The sequence below is a fragment of the Bacteroidetes Order II. bacterium genome, from assembly GCA_016788705.1.
Lineage (GTDB): Bacteria > Bacteroidota > Rhodothermia > Rhodothermales > UBA2364 > UBA2364.
The window spans coordinates 51,298-70,224 of record JAEUSQ010000056.1; the positions used below are offsets into that span (position 1 = coordinate 51,298).

Genomic DNA, 18,927 nt, shown 5'->3' on the forward strand with positions numbered 1-18,927 from the left:
CATTGCCTGTGCTGAGATGAGGCAATCCTTTGTGGGTTTATTAAAGATACTTAACATAATGGCTATATCAAAACCAAAGCGGGCCAGTAAGTTTACTTACTCGCCCGCGCTTTCTTTATGTTTAAGACCAAGTCTTATCTTTTAACAGGTATAGATTCTACTCGTCGGTTTCTACGACATCCTTTTCCTGGATCTTCTTTATCACACGACACGGCATCCCGTCCTTTTCCCAAAATTCCTAAACGGCTTGCCGGAATACCTTTAGACTGGTAGAAGTCGGAAACGGCTTGTGCCCGACGCTGCGTGATGGTCATCTCATTCGGTTCTAAGTGATCGGCATACCCATTAATCCGAATATTCAGATTTGAACAGCCCTTGAGTACATCCACGTTTTCCATTAAGCGACTTTGTGCATTGGCGTCTAACTGTGAGCTACCGAAAGCAAAATAAACAGAATTGAGTTCTGTGATTGCATCACATGCATCCACCACAGATTTTGTAATCTCGATCGTCTGCATCCGACGGTCTATTCCTGCTGCATTTTGGGCTTCCAGAATTACGGTGTAGGTTCCAGGCGTACTATATGCATGGGTAGGTGTAGTCGCATTTGAAGTACTACCGTCTCCAAAGTTCCAGCGGTAGGAAATTGGAGCCGTTCCCCTTACCTCGGCATTAAAACGAATCACTTCTCCTACCTTTGCTGAAGTCATAGAAGGCGTGAGCGAAACAATAGAAAGCGAAGGCTGAGTTGTTGGTCCTGCAACCGTCACCGGAAAACTTTCTACATCTGTCCCGCCACAATTTGTGGCAGAGAAGGTTATGGTGTAGGTACCTGGTTTTGCAAATTTATGGGTAGCGTTCATCCCCTGTACCACCGTTCCATCCCCAAAATCCCAGTAATACTCCGCAGGTAGGCTGGATGCCGTATTTAAAGTGGAGTTAAATTTTCCTTCCTCATTTATGTTTATGCTGCGCGGCCCATTGATCTGAAGTACATCAATCGGAGAACATCCCAGTCCACTACCAATTTTCAATTTAGCGCCGATCCCATAAAAGCTAAGCCAATCATGGTCTTGATCATCTCCTGGTGAACCCAGTTGCTTCGCATAATCAGCACCATCTACCGCAATATCAGGAAAAACCAACGCATGGTTGTTTTCTAATACCACACTTAATTTATCATTGATCTTCACGTCCACCCCAAATCCGCCAGAAGGTCCAAAACCCAGTTTGGTAGATTTGGCAGAAGTCACAATATCTGTTGTCTTACCAAAAGTCAGGTTTCCCCCCAATTGAACAAAGGGGTTGATGCTATTGTCTGGCAAGATATTAAACCGACCCAATAAGTCTAAATGTAGCCGTTTTTCATCACTGATTTTACCCTGTGAAAAAGGAAGGGCAAACGGACCTTCATTAGGCTCAATATTAGGATAGTAACCGTATTCGCCAGCCAAAGCCACATCAATACGCTTGGTGATGGGCAGCCCTACTTCTAAACGACCAGAGTAACCTATTGATTTCAGGTAATCCCCAAGTTCAATCAGTGATATTTTTTTGTAATGCGGAATACCATCGGTATCGCCTCCATATACGTTAAGCCCTCCCATTAGCTTAACATACAAACTCTTACCATTTCGTGTTTGTTGTACAACTTGGGTGGCCGATTGTCCCATTGCTCCACCATAAACTAAGAGGAGTAAAAGGAATGCTTGGCTTATTTTTTTGGTGATAAACATGGTGGTTGGTTATTTATGTAAAAGTGTTTTGTTATAGACAGGATTTGTTTTTTACCGAAGATGAGATGTATCACTGCATAGAAGGGTTTAAAAAACACCTACGTAAGTATTTATTATTTATAAACTTGTCTAAACAAATACTATATTTGTTTAGACAAGTTTAAGACCGTGTATTTTCAGCTAACGAGGTGGTTTTCACGGTTGATTAATTCAAACAGCCACTATCTTTCTTTTTTTAAAGAACTTACCCTAAAACAACAAGTCTTTATTTATGAAGCAACAACAAATCAGAAATATTGCCATTATTGCGCACGTGGATCATGGCAAGACCACCTTGGTAGATGCCATGCTCTGGCAAAGTGGCACGTTTCGGGAAAATCAGGAAGTAGCGGTTCGGGTTATGGACTCTATGGACCTGGAGCGGGAAAAGGGCATTACCATCATGGCGAAGAACACCGCCATTCACTATGGAGATTTTAAGATCAATATTGTTGATACACCAGGACATGCTGACTTTGGTGGGGAGGTGGAAAGAACACTGCGCATGGTGGATGGTGTCTTACTCCTCGTAGATGCCGCAGAAGGCCCTTTACCACAAACCCGGTTCGTGCTCCAGAAAGCCTTATCCCTCGGCCTTCCTCCGATCATTGTAATCAATAAAATTGATCGGCAGGACGCACGACCACAAGAGGTACTTAACGAGATTTATGATTTGTTTCTGGATTTGGATGCAAACGATGAGCAAATAGAGTTCCCATATCTATATGCAGTTGCCCGCGAAGGCAAATGTACCAACGACCTCGAAAAGCCTTTGACAGATCTTAAACCCTTGTTTGAGACCATTTTAAATCATGTTCCTCCCCCTGCTGGCGATGCAGAAGCCTCTTTTCAATTTTTGGTCACCAATGTCATTCCGAACGAGTACCTAGGCCCTCTGGCCATTGGACGTGTGATGCAAGGCAGCATCCGGAATAAACAGCGGGTGGCGCTCTGCAAAACCGATGGAACCCAAACGTATATGCAAACCACTGGCTTGTTCGATTATGAAGGGCTTAAACACGTTCCAGTAGAGAATGCAGGGCCGGGTGATATCATCGCCATTGCAGGTATGTCTGGCATTGGCCTGGGAGATTCTATTGCAGATGCCGAAAACCCACAACCCTTACCGCCCTTGCATGTGGACGAACCCACGCTCTCTATGGAATTCCGCATCAACGATTCTCCGTTTGTGGGGCGCGATGGGAAGTTCGTTACCAGTCAACGATTGCGCGAGCGCCTCTATAGGGAAGTGGAAACCAACTTGGCCATGAAAATAGAAGACACCGAATCCGCAGATAAGTTCATGGTATTCGGTAGAGGTGAACTCCAAATGGCAATTCTAATCGAACAAATGCGTCGCGAAGGATACGAATTTGCTGTCGGACAACCACAAGTCTTGGTCAAAATGGTAAAAGGCAGCAAGCATGAACCTTTCGAGCAAATTCTGGTGGACGTGGACGAAGCGTATAGTGGTGTAGTCATTCAAAAACTGGCACTCCGAAAAGGAACCATGACCAAAATGATTAATCATGGTCTCGGACGGGTTCGGATGGAATTTGAAATCCCAAGTAGAGGTCTTATAGGCTACCGCACCGAATTTATGACCGATACCAAGGGTACTGGCCTCTTAAACCACTTCTTCTTGGCTTATCGGCCTTGGGCTGGCAACATCGTACACCGTACTACGGGGGCCTTGGTCTCGGATAGGAGCGGTAAAACAACCGCCTATGCCATCTTAGGCTTACAAGAACGGGGCGAACTCTTTGTTGAACCTGCCGAAGATGTCTATAGTGGCATGATCATTGGCGAAAATGCCCGTGATGCCGATTTAGATGTGAACATCACCAAAGAGAAAAAGTTGACAAATATGCGTGCCGCCAGTGCCGACTCATTCGAGAAATTGATTCCACCACGGAGAATGTCCTTGGAGGAATTGATTGAATTTATTCGGGACGACGAACTCATCGAAATAACACCCAAATCTCTCCGGCTACGCAAGCGATACCTTGACATCAATGACCGGAAGCGATACATGAATATGCAAAAGTCAGAACAGTCTTAAGCAAAGCCCTTTACAAAAGATGGGTTCCAGAATCTTTTCCGGAACCCATCTTTTGTAAGATGGGCCTCTTATGCTTATTCTGTCTCTTTCTTATACTGCTCGGTTACTGTGTAAACAATATAACCAGTTAACCACCCAACTACACCTTGTCGCGCAAAGTACAACTTTTTCTTAGGGCCAGAAGCAGACCATTCATTTACCAATGCTTCAAGCCAGATGGATCCAGAAATCAGCGCTTCTTGTTCAAAAGTAGAGGTTACCCGCCCTACTTCGGTTTTCGCCTTCTCGAAAAGTGCATCATCCTCGATGCCAGCCAAGTTAGGATTGGTCAGTGACTGGTAATCATTTATAGCCATCTCTTTGAATTTCCGTATGTCGGCAGGGGTCAATTCCACAAAAAGCTCATTCACTTTATCTGCTTTTAGATATGTAGCAATTGCCCATACGATTCCACCAGACAGATAGACGTTAGGACGATTCTTTAAGACAGGATGACGGTTTACCTCATCTGCAATCTCAGATTTAAAACGCCCGTCAATCAGCAGTTTGCCCATATTCCCAAATTCCTGAGGCGAGGCGTACTGATACTTTTTAATCTCGTTGGTAAATGACTTTGTCCCAAAAGGAAATGAAATGGGATCAAAGGAATCATTGCCCGTGAAAGCACCACCCTTTGTATTACCACTGCCAACATCTAATACAGAAACCGTTTGAAGTTGCCTAGGGGGTACGATGCCTTTGGCCAAATATTGCCCTTCTTGCTCGGGCGTAATGTAGTCGAACTTATAACCCGCATTTTTGATAGGGGTCACGATCTGCGTTTCAAAAGTGGTTTGTTGATTTTTTTTATCCACTTCTTGTTTCAAACCACTACTGACAACCACAAAAATGCGGTCTTTAGGAATCCCATGTTTGGTTTCCGCCTCGTTCAAATAAGCTTGAACAGCCGCCAAGGTGGCAGCATTCGATTGCGAAGACAGCACCATAGGGTCGGTATTCTTGGTATTATCGTATTTTGTGGCATACTCGTATTGCCCGCGTGCGTTTAAAGAGACCCCTATAAGACTCAGTTTTACACCTTTAGAGCCAATATCTACCCCAGCATATACTTCATCAACCCCTCTGATACCGCTCGAAAGTTCACGAACTGCACGCGCACTGACACCCATATTGATGTTATTGTATAACTCAATTGATTTATTAAAAGCCCGTATAGCCTCCACATTTCTACTTGTGTCCCGATACAAAAGGCCCAGATATTCTTGAGCCACTGCTTCCCAGTAGGTCGCTTTTCGTTGACGGGCATCTTCGAGCCCACGCTTCAGGTAATACTCGGCCTGATCAAATTGGTTGGCTTCCCGCAACGAGTTCCCAGCTTTCAGATAGCGCAGGTAGGCATCTGGTAGTTGGGCATATGCAGGCAACATGCCGATCAGGAAGACAAATAGGAGGATTGATATCCGCTTCATAGTTATATAGTGGATTGGTATGTTAAATGTCCTGCACACCCAAAAAGGTTTCAGGAACAAAGGTAGCTAGTATCTTAATGCTAATAAAGTATTTTGCAAATTGCAAGGGGAGGCACTTATAAGATCGGATTTTTTATGGTTACGTTTAGCCAAAGCATACTTTTTTTTGCACTTCTCATTTTTTTTCTCGTACCAATGTCGCTTTTTAATTTTTTTTCGGGTATCTATAAGTGTGGTGGTTTAATAGATGACTATGCCTGGTCGCCAGTCACTGGTTGTTCAGGCAAGCATTTTAAAAGAAGGCCCGAAGTCTCCCTGCTTCGGGTTTTCTTTTGTATCCCTGTATAAGCTAAAAACCCTCTATGCAATACTTTATGCTTAGAGGGTTTAGATTCATAAACTATAACGCAAATAAGCGCCTATTTACCCGTAAGAATCGCTTTAAAATACTCTCTACGCATTTTAGCAATACCAGCAATAGAAATTCCCTTCGGACAGACAGCCTCACACTCACCATGGTTGGAGCAGTCGCCAAATCCTTCAGCCTTCATCTGATCCACCATTGCGATCACACGGCGCTTCCGCTCCGGTTGACCTTGTGGTAACAGGGCCAACTGACTGATTTTAGCTGCGGTAAACAACGAGGCCGAGGCATTAGGACACGCTGCAACACATGCCCCACATCCAATACAAGCTGCATAATCGAACGCTTCATCTGCCACCTCCTTGCCAATGGGAAGAGCATGGGCATCAGGGGCTGATCCCGTCTTTACAGAAATATATCCTCCGGCTTCTTGAATCCGATCGAATGCTGTACGATCTACGACCAAGTCCCGAACAATCGGGAAGGCTTTTGCACGCCAAGGTTCAATGGTAATCGCATCACCATCTTTATAGTGGCGCATATGCAACTGACACGAAGCCGTGCGTTGTTGCGGTCCGTGCGCCGTCCCATTAATCACTACTCCACAGCTACCACAAATACCCTCACGGCAGTCGTGGTCAAATTCGACGGGGACTTGTCCTTCCTTCGTAAGCCTTTCGTTCAACACGTCCAGCATTTCGAGGAACGACATATGGGGGTTTACCGTGTCAAGGGTATATTGCTCAAAGTTTCCTTTGGCATTCGGGCCGGATTGTCGCCAAACCCGCAGGTGTATGGTCATGTTATCGTGGCTCATAGCACTTCTTTTTTCTGGTTATCTATAAATAAAAGACAGTCTTCAGACGAAACGTCGGTGACAGCATTACTTATAGCTCCGTTGGGTTAGTTTAACGTTTTCGAATACCAAAGATTCTTTGTGGAGGGCAGGTTCGGCATGGTCGCCTTTATATTCCCATGTTGATACATAAGCGTAGTCTTCGTCATTTCGTAAAGCTTCACCATCTTCTGTCTGGTATTCCTCCCGGAAGTGGCCTCCACAAGATTCCTCCCGGTAAAATGCATCACGCGCCATCAATTCCCCCAGTTCTAAAAAGTCCGCCACCCGGTTTGCAAACTCAAGACTTTTGTTCATGGTATTGGCTTCGCCGGGGACGTACACATTCTTCCAAAAGTCTTCCCGGAGCGCCTGAATATCTTTGATAGCTTGTTCGAGGCCCACTTTATTTCTGGACATACCTACCTGATCCCACATAATCTTACCCAATTCGCGATGGTACTCCAATACGGTTTTTTTGCCCTTAATGTTCAATAGCTTCTGAATGCGATCGCTTGATTCTTTTTCTGCTTCCTCAAAAGCCGGATGAGACTCGTTAATTGCTTCCAACGAATTGCTTGCAATATAATCCGTCACGGTATAAGGCGCCACAAAGTAACCATCTGCTAAACCTTGCATCAATGCGCTTGCGCCCAATCGGTTTGCTCCATGATCCGAGAAATTGGCTTCACCCAACGCAAACAAGCCAGGAACAGTAGTCATCAAAGAATAATCTACCCAAAGACCGCCCATTGTATAGTGTACAGCCGGATAAATGCGCATGGGAACTTCATATGGGTTTTCACCTGTAATCCGCTCATACATTTCAAACAAGTTACCATACCGCTCTTCAATGGTATGTTTGCCCAAACGCTTGATAGAGTCCGCAAAATCTAAATAAACCGCCAATCCAGTTTCGCCAACCCCGCGCCCTTCATCGCACACATACTTTGCATTACGCGATGCCACATCACGGGGGACTAAGTTCCCAAAACTAGGATAGCGCCGCTCGAGGAAATAATCTCGGTCTTCTTCCGAAATTTGATTCGGGTGCTTTTGGCAGTCTTCTTTCTTCTTAGGCACCCAAACCCGGCCATCGTTCCGTAGCGACTCAGACATTAGGGTGAGTTTAGACTGGTAATCTCCGGAAACAGGAATACAGGTTGGGTGTATTTGCGTAAAGCATGGATTTCCGAAGAGAGCACCTCTTTTATACGCCTTCCAAGCGGCTGTTACGTTTGAGTTTTTGGCATTGGTTGAAAGATAAAAAACATTCCCATAACCACCTGTACACAACAACACAGCACTACCAGAATGGCGCTCATATTCTCCGGTTACTAAGTTACGGCAGATAATGCCACGCGCTTTCCCATCTACAACCACAACGTCCAACATCTCGTGACGTGCATACATTTGCACCTGACCCGCATTGATGGTCTTATTTAGCGCGCCATAAGCACCCAAAAGCAATTGCTGACCTGTTTGGCCACGTGCATAAAACGTCCGAGAAAGCTGAGCTCCTCCAAAAGAGCGGTTATCTAACAAGCCGCCATACTCCCGTGCAAACGGAACGCCTTGTGCCACACACTGGTCTATAATATCCACACTGGTTTCAGCAAGCCGATAAACATTGGCTTCGCGCGCCCGATAATCGCCCCCTTTTACCGTATCATAGAACAATCGGTAGATCGAGTCACCATCTCCTGCATAATTTTTGGCCGCATTAATACCGCCTTGTGCAGCAATGGAGTGCGCACGCCGCGCCGAGTCCTGAATACAAAAAGCCTTTATGTTATAGCCAAGTTCTGCCAGACTTGCGGCGGCTGCTGCCCCGGCCAAACCAGTTCCGACTACGATAATGGTGTGCTTGCGTTTGTTTGCCGGGTTCACAAGCTTCATGTTCTGCTTGAATCGGGTCCACTTCTCTGAAATGGGACCGGCAGGAATACGCGCATCTAATTTCGACATAGCGGTTATTCTATAAGATGAAAGGATTTTCCAGATTTAATAAGATTAAGGCTTCAAATGCAAATACAACGGCAAGACAAAAAATCCCAACGCAATTAATACTGCAAAGACCAGTGCCGCCGCATACATTGTGTTGGAGAGCCGAGAACTCATTGCCCCGATGCTCTGAAAAGCACTCCAAAAGCCATGGCGCAAATGGAAACCCAATAAAACCATCACCCCCATATAGAGCGCGACCCACAAAGGATTAACAAATACATCTACCACCACCTTATACATATCCCGAACAGGCTCAACCCCACCAGGGAGCATGGTATCATAATGCGGTCCGAACCGGAATTGCCAAACGTGCAATACGATAAAGAACAACAAGATGAGACCCGTCCATATCATGCTTTTGGAAGCAGGAGACATGCGGCTCGGAGCACCGCCCGAAACATGCAGGGCGTATCCTTCAGGACGTGCTTTTTGCTTTTCTTGTGCAATGCTGATGCCTAAAATCGCATGAAAAAGAACGATCGCAATTAGACCAATTTCAACGATCAAAACCAATGGACCCAAACTGTGCAACTTTGCAGTATAGGCATTTACGGCGTCTGCACCTATAAAAAAGCCCAAATTACCCGCCAGATGCACCACTAAAAACCCCATCAGGCCAATACCGGTAACCCCCGTTATAAACTTGCGGCCTGTCTGAGAACGGTAAAACTTAAGGATTTTGGATTCTGAAGTTTGGCTCATGGTATTTCACAATGTTTATGCCCGTTAAAAACAATTAACCAGATATACCTCTCATGAACTTGTTCGTTAGACACTGCCGATATACCTGCTTTGTATCTTTGTAAATTAAACCATTAACAAAGCCAAATGAGACTTTACCTTTATGATTGAACAAAAATTTAGGTGAAGATACAGACAAAGCAGCGTGAAGATGTGCGACAAATGGTTATATCAAGAAATACCTACGATGTAAACAAAAAATCCCTTACCTATTTGCAGAATAATTCCGTACATTTCCCTGCAACGATCATTTCTTCTCTCAACGTCATGGTTCAAAGTTCCAATAACCTTATCCTCTTACTGCTTGGCATTCTGGTCGCTATAGCCCTAGGCTTTGTGATGCACCTGCTCGCCTCTATTTTATTACCGCTTATTATTGCCCTCCTGCTATCGAACTTGTTTTCGCCCATTATGCTTTATTTCAAGAAGCGGAAATTTCCGGCTTTTATTGGGCTTTTAATGGTATTGCTGGTATTTGGATTAATGGTCTCGGTCTTGGGATTGCTAATCTATTCCAGCATTGCTTCTTTTGTAGATGGTATCCGTATTTATCAACCCAAACTCACCCAGTTGGTTGTGGACATGGAGTATCAACTCAGGCAGGTTCTTGGGAACTTTGACATGCGGATTGAGGACATTCCGTGGCAAGACGCTTTGAGCGTCTCATCGGTTGCAGACTCGGTAACATCTGGGGTTGGTTCTTTTTTGCACTTTCTGACCAATACATTCATTGTTATTTTATACATGATGTTTATTCTCGCTACTTCCGGTCAACTTACCCAAAAAGTAAAGTCAGCCTTTCAGCCAGGATATGCCAATGCTATGGCAGGAATTATAGAAAATATAGACAAGCAGGTTCGGCAATATCTTTTTGTAAAGACCCTAATGAGCTTACTTATGGGCATTGTGACGAGTCTAATCCTTTGGCTCATCGGGTTGGATTTTCCAATTATGTGGGGTTTTATTGCGTTTCTCCTAAACTACATCCCGAACGTCGGTGGAACCATTGCAACCGCATTGCCCGTCATCTTGGCTATTTTGCAGTTCGATAGCTGGGTGCAACCCGTATTGGTATTAACGCTGCCGCTTGCAGCCCACATGATTATCGGTAATGTTTTGGAGCCACGGATCATGGCCAACAGTTTGGACCTGAGCGCGGTTCTCGTATTAATTTCCTTAATCTTTTGGGGTTGGTTGTGGGGAATTGGTGGCATGATCTTGGCGGTCCCACTTACCGCAACCATAAAAATTATTTTTGAGAACATTGTACCACTACACCCGCTTTCTATTTTAATGAGTGGCGAAATTCCTTTAAAAGAAGAGGTATTGGAGAAGATAGAGGAACAACTTGAGCCTGTTAACCTAAAGGGTTAACCCAAAAAGGTTAACCCAGATCAGCATTCTTCTGTTTTATGTAGGTGATTTTTGCTTAGACATTAAACAGAAAATGGATGACATCGCCGTCTTGAACGACATATTCTTTCCCCTCTGCACGCAGTAAACCAGCCTGACGCGCCGCAGACTCGGAACCAAGGCGCACGTAATCTTCATATTTTATGGTTTCCGCACGGATAAAACCACGTTCAAAATCCGAATGAATTACTCCCGCAGCACCCGGTGCTTTTGTGCCCCGTGTAATAGTCCATGCCCGTACTTCCTTTACACCTGCTGTAATATATGTGATCAATCCTAAAAGATGATAGGCAGCTTTGATCAATCGTTCCAATCCACTATTTTCAAGTCCCATATCTTCTAAGAACATGACTTTTTCGTCGGGCGCTAATTGTGCCAATTGAGACTCAATCTCCGCTGACACCACTACCACTTCCGATCCTTCCCCTTCTGCCCATGCCTGCACTTCTTGTACATACGCATTGCCGCTTAATATCTCCGATTCCGCAACGTTTGCAGCATACAAAATGGGCTTGGCAGAAAGAAGAAAAAAGCTGTCTAAGAGTTCTTTTTCATGGTCACCCATAAGCGGCATTGTGCGAATAGCTTTTTCATCTAACAAGTGGGCCTGAACCCGCTTCAACAGATCGAGTTCCTGTGCTGCTTTTTTATCCCCAGCTTTTACCGCACGTTGTACCCGATCTATCCGTCGTTCAACGCTCTCCAGATCTTTAAGGATTAACTCTAAACTGATCACCCCCATGTCGCGAGTTGGATTCACAGAACCGTTGACATGTACAATATTCGGATCGTCAAAGCAACGTACCACCTGAATGACCGCATCCACTTCTCTAATGTGTGACAAAAACTGATTGCCCAATCCTTCACCCTTCGAGGCACCTTCCACCAAGCCCGCAATGTCCACAAACTCTATAGTAGCCGGAACCACCTTCTGCGCCTTCACCAAGCGTTCCAAAACCTGTAGGCGCACATCAGGAACAGCTACAATACCCACATTAGGCTCTATGGTGGCGAAAGGATAATTCGCTGCAAGTGCAGATTGTTGCGAGGTGAGTGCATTAAAAAGAGTGGACTTTCCTACATTCGGAAGCCCAACTATGCCACAACGTAATGCCATCGGAGTTTATTTGGGGTTTATAATTTATTAAGCCTGATAATATACTCGGTCTTTTAATGACTGGATTGAAATTTCTTGCGAACATCGTTTCGGAAGTACAAAATTCTTCCCTAAATTTGAGGCTGTATTATTGTGATACCAAAGTACTTTTAACGAACGATAAATTGGCTATGAAGAAACTTTTCTTTCTGCTCTTTCTGGTGGGGTTGATCATGCCAGAGATACTGACCGCTCAAACAACCGCGAACTACAACCCACGCCGTGTTTTTCCAAGGAACGCCCAATTTGGTTTAGGGGTGTTACCAGGATTGGGCGCACAAGCAGGGATTGTCTTTCCGTATGAGATTGTTACGGCAGAAGCGATGGCTCAACTAAATTTCACGCCTGCCTACCGCAATCATGATACGGCATTTCACCTTTCTGCTTCTGTAGGCGGTGCCATTCGGGTACTAAGCCTGATCAATCAGGTGAATGAACCCATTAACCAAAACCTTGATATAGATGTGGGGTTTCGGGTAGGACCACAACTTAAAATTCCGGCAGACCTCAAACTAAAAGTCGAACCATTTCTTCGGGCGGTTACACGGCTGAGTAGCGGAAATCAGGCATACTTCGAGGCTGGGACCAATGAGCCTTACTTGCGGCTTGGGATGTGGGTACAACTAAACTGATTGGTATCGTTGAACAGTATTTTAGGCCTGTTTCTATAGCGAGACAGGCTTTTCTATTTAACCGTTTAGAGGAACTGGTCTTTCTTGATTGGGTATGGTAATAATTTGATGTTCGGGTAACCGTATAGCAGAAAGGGTTCCAAACTGGGGGATATAATTAAACACACACCCCGTGTCAATACAAATCAAATTGGCTTGCATCAGCACATGGGGCTGAGGAGTATGGCCACAAATAACGGTTTTTTCCCACTCATTAAATTCGGTGCGCAGGTGACTACGCTCCCATAGAAAGATTTCTTGGTCGAAGAGGCTAAGATTTTGTGCAACGGTAAAGCGCGGCTTAAGTCCACCATGCACAAATAAGAACTCTTCTGCTTCGTAATAAAACAGTGTATCCCGTATAAAACGGATATGCTCTTCGGGAATCTGTTCAAATCCTGCACGACGGTAACTTTCCATCGTATCACGGCCACCGTTGGAAAGCCAAAGGGCCTCGATACCGCCATCCAGCATATCCAGTAACATTTGCTCGTGGTTGCCACGCAAAAAAACGCAATTTTGAGTTTTGCGGTATGCCAAGAGAAAATCTATAACCCCTTTAGAGTCCGGGCCACGGTCTATATAATCCCCGATAAAAACCAGAATATCGTCCTCTCTGGGCGCAATTTCTTTCAACAGGGCTTCTAAAGTAACTCGACAGCCATGAACATCACCGATTGCAACGAAACCCATTCTTTATTTGCCTTTCGGGTGCCTGAAACAGTTTGACGGAAAAACAATATACTTCCATTCTGGCACGAATGGTACACAAAATAAGTTTTTTATTCTGCTTCATTTACGGACGCTTTCTGACGAACCGGATTGGAAGCCGATATCTCAACCAATCCACGCCCCGTTTTACTGATTTTGCCTGCCTTGGTTAGGTCGCCCAAGATGGCATCCAGAATACCATTGATAAATTTACCACTTTGCGCAGTGCTGTACTCTTTTGCTACTTCGATACATTCGTTAATCGTAACCTTGGGTGGGATATCCGGAAAACCAAGCAACTCGGTAATGGCTATACGCATCAGAATGCGGTCTATCAGGGCTATCCGTCGTAACTCCCAATTACGTGTATGCTGCTTGATGATCTCGGCTGTCTCTGCATTAGAATCAATCGTTTGTAAGAATAAGCTGGTTGCAAAGGCATGGGCAGCCGGATCCAACTCTCGCTTGAGTACCGTGCGAATGATCTCTTGTGCATCAGATCCACTAAGTTCAAAGGCATAAAGGGCTTGCATTACCCGTTCTCGTGCTTGTCTTCTGGTACTCATGCTACAATTTTTCAAGGTATGTATTGGGGCGCATTGCAAGCTACGATTTATGGAATGAAGGGATGATGGAAAATCAGTGACCTATCAGGTTATATGGTTCAGATTTATGGTGTCTAAGCGAAAAAGTATCTTCTAAACCTTTATTTCACATGTATTCTTCCGCTTCTCTTATTGCCCGTTGGCGTTCGTTTCCTATGCTTATGGTCGTTCTCTTGATGGGATCAGGTATTATGGCGGCACCCCTATTCGCCCATGAGGACTGGTTCTTGGGTACGATTATGCTTCTCTGTTGGATTTTTGCAACGTCTTTGTTACCTGAACGCAAATTGGTTAGCCTAAGGCCACTTTTTCGGGGAATTGGGTTGGGGCTATTGTGTTTTGTCTTTGGTGGTTTACGTATGTCTGCAGACTTGAATAGCGCTCCCAACGATATTTCACATTTCATCACAGAGCCAATAACATCCGGGCAAACGCTGGTTTATGGAGAAGTTTCAGACTTTCCCGTTCGGTACCGCAGCGGGCTTAGGTTTACCCTCAAGGTTTTTGGGATAGAGCAGAATCGTTACCAAGTGGCTTCTGGAAAGGTACTGGTTTACCTAAAACTCAACCCAGAAAGTGGATTGCCAGATTTGCACTGGGGTGATCACATTCAAGTGGCAGGACGGTTAGAACGACCAAAACCAAAACGAAATCCCGCAGATTTTGACTTTGCGACCTATCTGTCCCATAAAAACATCCAGTCCGTCTTGTATGTGCGTGAGCCACAAACCTTATCGCGGACTGGTAATACGAATGGGTGGATTCATCGTTCTGTTAATCATCTTAGGGAAAAGATCCGTCATACCATTACACATTACACCGCTTCTAATGAGATGGCATCTATGCAAAAGGCTTTGCTTATCGGAGACCGTACCGACTTGCCAGAAAACCTCAAACAGTCTTTCAATAATACAGGACTAACGCATTTGTTGGCTGTTTCGGGATTACACGTTTTACTTATCGGTATGGTATTATTCAATCTACTACGTCCGCTATTAGGCCGCATCAAACGGCTTAGCTGGACTGCAATCGAAGTCATTCGTTGTACGGTTACGTTTGTGGTGTTGATTTTTTTCTTGTGGATTACAGGTGGTAGTCCTTCGGTTATTCGGGCTGTTGTTATGGCTGCGGTTTTTCTATCGGCAACGCTTATACAACGTGACACCTCTGGATTGAATAGTTTGGGAGTGGCTATGTTCATCATGCTGTTGCTACAACCCGGAACTTTATACGACATTGGCTTTCAGCTTTCCTGTGCTGCGGTTGCTGGCATTGTCATTTTCCAGCCATCACTCCAACGTATAACCAAGTACAAGCCTATTCGCCACGATTGGCAGAAGGCAGGCATACAGTCTATTGGTGTTTCTGTGGTGGCTACTGCGGCCACAGCACCTATCCTCCTATATCATTTTGGCCAAGTATCTCTTGCTGGCGTTTGGTTAAACCTGGTTGCCATTCCGCTATCCGATTTAGCCATTCTTTCCATTTTGCTTACCGTAGTTCTTGATTGGTTTGTACCAAGTGTGGCCTTTGTGATGGGGAACACTGCCAGTGCACTTACTTCCTTATTTACTGGTTTTGTTTCGATCAGTGATACCTACTTTGGACACTTTCGCATTCATGGTTTCGTTACCAGTCTATGGTTGATCTTGAGCCTTTTGTTGGCACTTTTTATGTTTGCTCAATGGGATTTCCCAAGAATACGCTACCGCACGGCAATTGCTGCCCTCTTTTTTGCACTGATTGGGTTTACACTTCCTCGTATATCCTCGAGCCTTAGTCCTCAGCTCAAGGTAACTTTTTTTGACGTTGGGCAAGGGGATGCTGCACTGATCGAGTTTCCAAATGGTAAAACGCTGTTAATTGATGCAGGAGACCGAAATGAGTTTTATGATGCGGGCTTATCCACGATTATTCCACACCTCCGAAAGTTAAACCGTAATCGGTTAGATGTGGTGGTCATTTCGCATCCACACCAAGACCATATGGGCGGATTGCCCTCTTTATTGACACAGTTAGATATAGGAGAGGTATTTACCAATTTACAACCTTGCCAGTCCAATATCTGTATAGAGGTAGATTCACTGGCTCTTGTGCGAAATGTGGCGATCAAGGGCTTACAAAGGGGCATGTTTTTACAATTAGACCCTTCTGTTTTGGTTGAAGTACTTGCACCTGTTTCTAAGCCACTTGCACATCAAGATGTGAATAGTCATTCCATTGTATTGCGTATTCAACATGGTACACATCAGTTTTTATTTATGGGTGATGGTACTGCATTTACAGAATACGGCTTGATACAAACCAATCCTGTGGCACTTGCTTCCGATGTCGTTAAGGTAGGTCATCACGGATCCGCTACCAGTAGTACCCCTGAGTTTATCCAGCGGGTGATGAAGCCTAAGACCAAAGCAGTGGTGAGCGTTGCAGAACGGAACGTTTATCGTCTTCCCAACGAAAACGTTTTAGGACGTTGGCGGTATTTTGGGGCAGAGGTTGTAGAAACCAGATCAGAGGGTGCTATCATTTTTACTGCGAGTGCAAAAGGGGTCAAACAAGTCGCTTGGCGTTAGTTTTCCACAAATCCTTTTTAATGATGATAATAATTAAGTTTTTAAATTTTTAGTTGTATTAGTTGTAGGGGGTGGGGATATGTTCATAAGCAACTTTTCCACATTTCCCTGTTCAACTTATTTTAAAGTTGTTAAGTGCTTTTCCACATGTTATCCTCATGCTAATCGCTCCGAATCGTTTATTTTTACCTAATGGGGGAAGCCTTTTACCTTATGCCCACTTTTCCACTCCTTTTTAGCCCACTGTCCGATTTTGTTTTGAACACATTATCCTACCATTTTCCACATCGTGTTGGGTGTGGAAAACGGTGGATAAAACACGGATAAGTGGTCAACTTTCAACACGAACTCTCAACTCCAGACTTTAAGGTGGCTTTTGCACGTTTTATCCGCATGCTTATCCCCAGTTTATCCACTGCTTTTGGTATAGCCTTCCACTGCTTGCCCTTATGCCCAAGTGAGAATTACACAAGCGGTGAATAAAGTGTGTATAACCGGTCATTATTATTTTGTACCTCTCCGCTCAGGGGTCGAAAATTATCTCTTTGGGGAAAAAATGTGGATAAGTTCTTTGTTAAGTGTTCTTAATTGCTGGATTGTCTGTGGAAAAAGCTGCTTGTTGTATAATTCTTCAGAGGATACTATGTGGAAAAGAACGCTCCCCAAAAAGGTCGTTCAGATTGGGGAGTTGTTCAAACAAATAAAGGATGGCTATCCTGTTTGTTTAAGAAAGCAATGCTTTTGATGGTAAACAAGGGGGGGATAATCGGATTGCTCAACGATGATGCCTTTTAGAAAAGAAGAAATATAGCGGGCGATTTTACACATCGGAAGAGGCCAATTCCGGTTTGTTCCGTTTTCTTTTTGGCTTTGGCACTTCTATAAGCCCTTTTTCTTTCGCAAATTGGATGCAGGCTTTGGTGAATGATAGAAAAAGCGGATGTGGTGCATTGACATTTGATTGGTACTCCGGATGAAATTGGGCTCCAACAAACCAACGATGCTCTGGCCATTCAATGATTTCAACCAAGTCTTGTTTTGGGTTTATCCCGGAAAAAAGCAATCCATTTTCCCTAAGTTTATACCGTAGGTCGTTATTCACTTCATAGCGGTGTCGGTGTCGTTCTTGGATGTCAGTTTTACCGTAGGCTTCGTATGCGTTTGTTCCTGCTTCTACAACACATTCGTATAAGCCCAAGCGCATGGTTCCGCCTTTTTGGGTAATTTCTTTTTGGCTCTCCATCAGATTGATCACTGGATAAGGGGTATCAGGATCAAACTCGGTAGAGTCTGCCGAAGTCCACCCACAAACATTACGGGCAAATTCAATTACAGCACATTGCATTCCCAGACAAATACCTAAGAAGGGAATGTTGTGTTCGCGCACGTAGCGTATAGCCGAGATTTTACCTGGAATGCCACGAGAACCAAATCCGGGGGCTACCAGAATTCCTGTGAGCCCTTCCATCTGTTCCGCAATATTTTCCGGTGTAATGTTTTCAGAATGAATAAGTTTTAACTCAATGGCCACTTCGTTTGCTGCTCCAGCGAGAACAAAACTCTCTGTAATGGACTTGTAGGCGTCCTGATGGTCCACATATTTACCGACCAATCCGATTCGGATGGTATGTCTGGGGTGTTTAAGTCTTTTCAGGAACTGAATCCAACTTCGCATGTCGGGTGTTTTTCGTAAGGCATCATTGAGCCGTAGAATCTCGCAAACAACCTTGTCCAAGCCTTCTTGTTGAAGAAGAAGTGGGACGTCATAGATGGTTCCTGCGTCTAATGCTGCAATAACCGCACTTTGTGGCACATTACAAAACAGTGCAATTTTTTTTCGGATACTTTCTTCGATCGGCATTTCCGATCGGCAAACGAGTATATCTGGCTGTATCCCATGTCCCAATAATGTTTTGACAGAATATTGCGTTGGTTTAGTCTTTAGTTCTCCGGCTGCCGAGAGATAAGGAACCAAGGTGAGGTGAATATCACAAGTGTTTCCACGACCCATTTCAAAACTAAGTTGTCGGATAGCCTCTAAATATGGCTGACTTTCGATGTCACCAACCGTGCCACCTACTTCAATCATCACCACATCATAATCGCCACTGTTGCCCAACATTGTCATCCAAGATTTGATTTCATCAATTACATGAGGAACCACTTGAACGGTTTTTCCCAAGTATTCTCCTGCCCGCTCTTTACGAATGACTTCAGAATAAATTCTTCCGGTAGAAACACTATTTGCCTGCGACATTGGAATGCCGAGATACCGCTCATAATGCCCTAGATCTAAATCCGTCTCCGCTCCATCATTGGTCACATATACCTCGCCGTGTTCATAAGGATTCATTGTTCCGGGATCCACATTGATATAGGGGTCGAATTTCTGAATGGTTACTCGTAGGCCACGGGCTTCTAAAAGTCGGCCCAACGAAGCAATTAATATGCCCTTTCCAAGAGACGATGTTACACCACCGGTTACAAAAATATACTTGGTTTCCACAAGAGGTTTGGTTTAGTACGGGGAAGCTGGCAAGTAAGA

At 44.6% G+C, this 18,927-nt stretch carries 13 protein-coding genes; 4 read left to right on the forward strand and 9 right to left on the reverse strand.

Annotated features, from left to right (window positions below; translation table 11 throughout):
• Positions 1 to 134 precede the first annotated feature (134 nt).
• Positions 135 to 1,736 carry a PKD domain-containing protein gene (locus JNN12_14450; protein MBL7979536.1) on the reverse strand — a complete coding sequence of 534 codons (1,602 nt, stop codon included), beginning with the start codon at positions 1,734 to 1,736 and terminating at the stop codon, positions 135 to 137.
• 271 nt (positions 1,737 to 2,007) lie between these two features.
• Between JNN12_14450 and typA the strand changes: the two genes are divergently transcribed.
• Positions 2,008 to 3,837 carry a translational GTPase TypA gene (gene typA / locus JNN12_14455; protein MBL7979537.1) on the forward strand — a complete coding sequence of 610 codons (1,830 nt, stop codon included), beginning with the start codon at positions 2,008 to 2,010 and terminating at the stop codon, positions 3,835 to 3,837.
• Between the two features lie 74 nt (positions 3,838 to 3,911).
• On the opposite strand, the gene JNN12_14460 is transcribed toward typA, so the two are convergent.
• From JNN12_14460 to JNN12_14475, 4 genes are all read right to left on the reverse strand, one after another.
• On the reverse strand, positions 3,912 to 5,306 hold the full coding sequence (locus JNN12_14460) for a hypothetical protein (GenBank protein ID MBL7979538.1): 1,395 nt from the start codon (positions 5,304 to 5,306) through the stop codon (positions 3,912 to 3,914).
• 419 nt (positions 5,307 to 5,725) lie between these two features.
• Positions 5,726 to 6,472 carry a succinate dehydrogenase/fumarate reductase iron-sulfur subunit gene (locus JNN12_14465; GenBank protein ID MBL7979539.1) on the reverse strand — a complete coding sequence of 249 codons (747 nt, stop codon included), beginning with the start codon at positions 6,470 to 6,472 and terminating at the stop codon, positions 5,726 to 5,728.
• 81 nt (positions 6,473 to 6,553) lie between these two features.
• Positions 6,554 to 8,473 carry a fumarate reductase/succinate dehydrogenase flavoprotein subunit gene (locus JNN12_14470; GenBank protein MBL7979540.1) on the reverse strand — a complete coding sequence of 640 codons (1,920 nt, stop codon included), beginning with the start codon at positions 8,471 to 8,473 and terminating at the stop codon, positions 6,554 to 6,556.
• Between the two features lie 45 nt (positions 8,474 to 8,518).
• Positions 8,519 to 9,214 (reverse strand): succinate dehydrogenase cytochrome b subunit, encoded by a 696-nt coding sequence (locus JNN12_14475; protein MBL7979541.1) that lies wholly within the window; start codon positions 9,212 to 9,214, stop codon positions 8,519 to 8,521.
• A 306-nt stretch (positions 9,215 to 9,520) separates the two neighbouring features.
• Here JNN12_14475 and JNN12_14480 point away from each other — a divergent pair, with 306 nt between their 5' ends.
• On the forward strand, positions 9,521 to 10,627 hold the full coding sequence (locus JNN12_14480; protein MBL7979542.1) for an AI-2E family transporter: 1,107 nt from the start codon (positions 9,521 to 9,523) through the stop codon (positions 10,625 to 10,627).
• Between the two features lie 55 nt (positions 10,628 to 10,682).
• Here JNN12_14480 and ychF read toward each other — a convergent pair whose 3' ends face one another.
• A complete protein-coding gene (ychF, locus tag JNN12_14485; protein ID MBL7979543.1) occupies positions 10,683 to 11,783 on the reverse strand; it encodes a redox-regulated ATPase YchF in 1,101 nt (366 codons plus the stop codon).
• A 170-nt stretch (positions 11,784 to 11,953) separates the two neighbouring features.
• Between ychF and JNN12_14490 the strand changes: the two genes are divergently transcribed.
• Positions 11,954 to 12,454 (forward strand): hypothetical protein, encoded by a 501-nt coding sequence (locus tag JNN12_14490; protein ID MBL7979544.1) that lies wholly within the window; start codon positions 11,954 to 11,956, stop codon positions 12,452 to 12,454.
• A gap of 57 nt (positions 12,455 to 12,511) precedes the next feature.
• Here JNN12_14490 and JNN12_14495 read toward each other — a convergent pair whose 3' ends face one another.
• Both JNN12_14495 and nusB read right to left on the reverse strand, forming a co-directional pair.
• Positions 12,512 to 13,186, reverse strand: a complete 675-nt coding sequence (locus JNN12_14495; GenBank protein MBL7979545.1) for a serine/threonine protein phosphatase — start codon at positions 13,184 to 13,186, stop codon at positions 12,512 to 12,514.
• An 89-nt stretch (positions 13,187 to 13,275) separates the two neighbouring features.
• A complete protein-coding gene (nusB, locus tag JNN12_14500) occupies positions 13,276 to 13,770 on the reverse strand; it encodes a transcription antitermination factor NusB (GenBank protein ID MBL7979546.1) in 495 nt (164 codons plus the stop codon).
• Positions 13,771 to 13,919: 149 nt separating this feature from the next.
• Here nusB and JNN12_14505 point away from each other — a divergent pair, with 149 nt between their 5' ends.
• Entirely contained in the window at positions 13,920 to 16,382 is a 2,463-nt protein-coding gene (locus JNN12_14505) for a DNA internalization-related competence protein ComEC/Rec2 (protein MBL7979547.1), read from the forward strand.
• A gap of 820 nt (positions 16,383 to 17,202) precedes the next feature.
• Here the strand turns inward: JNN12_14505 and JNN12_14510 are convergent.
• Positions 17,203 to 18,888: a CTP synthase gene (locus JNN12_14510; GenBank protein MBL7979548.1), complete on the reverse strand. Its 1,686-nt coding sequence runs from the start codon at positions 18,886 to 18,888 to the stop codon at positions 17,203 to 17,205.
• Positions 18,889 to 18,927: the final 39 nt, after the last annotated feature.

What these genes read in the sequence shown, in the direction of transcription:
- JNN12_14450 (MBL7979536.1), bottom strand. Translation starts at nt 1,736, where the DNA reads ATGTTTATCACCAAAAAAATAAGCCAAGCATTCCTTTTACTCCTCTTA.
- typA (MBL7979537.1), top strand. Translation starts at nt 2,008, where the DNA reads ATGAAGCAACAACAAATCAGAAATATTGCCATTATTGCGCACGTGGAT.
- JNN12_14460 (MBL7979538.1), bottom strand. Translation starts at nt 5,306, where the DNA reads ATGAAGCGGATATCAATCCTCCTATTTGTCTTCCTGATCGGCATGTTG.
- JNN12_14465 (MBL7979539.1), bottom strand. Translation starts at nt 6,472, where the DNA reads ATGACCATACACCTGCGGGTTTGGCGACAATCCGGCCCGAATGCCAAA.
- JNN12_14470 (MBL7979540.1), bottom strand. Translation starts at nt 8,473, where the DNA reads ATGTCGAAATTAGATGCGCGTATTCCTGCCGGTCCCATTTCAGAGAAG.
- JNN12_14475 (MBL7979541.1), bottom strand. Translation starts at nt 9,214, where the DNA reads ATGAGCCAAACTTCAGAATCCAAAATCCTTAAGTTTTACCGTTCTCAG.
- JNN12_14480 (MBL7979542.1), top strand. Translation starts at nt 9,521, where the DNA reads ATGGTTCAAAGTTCCAATAACCTTATCCTCTTACTGCTTGGCATTCTG.
- ychF (MBL7979543.1), bottom strand. Translation starts at nt 11,783, where the DNA reads ATGGCATTACGTTGTGGCATAGTTGGGCTTCCGAATGTAGGAAAGTCC.
- JNN12_14490 (MBL7979544.1), top strand. Translation starts at nt 11,954, where the DNA reads ATGAAGAAACTTTTCTTTCTGCTCTTTCTGGTGGGGTTGATCATGCCA.
- JNN12_14495 (MBL7979545.1), bottom strand. Translation starts at nt 13,186, where the DNA reads ATGGGTTTCGTTGCAATCGGTGATGTTCATGGCTGTCGAGTTACTTTA.
- nusB (MBL7979546.1), bottom strand. Translation starts at nt 13,770, where the DNA reads ATGAGTACCAGAAGACAAGCACGAGAACGGGTAATGCAAGCCCTTTAT.
- JNN12_14505 (MBL7979547.1), top strand. Translation starts at nt 13,920, where the DNA reads ATGTATTCTTCCGCTTCTCTTATTGCCCGTTGGCGTTCGTTTCCTATG.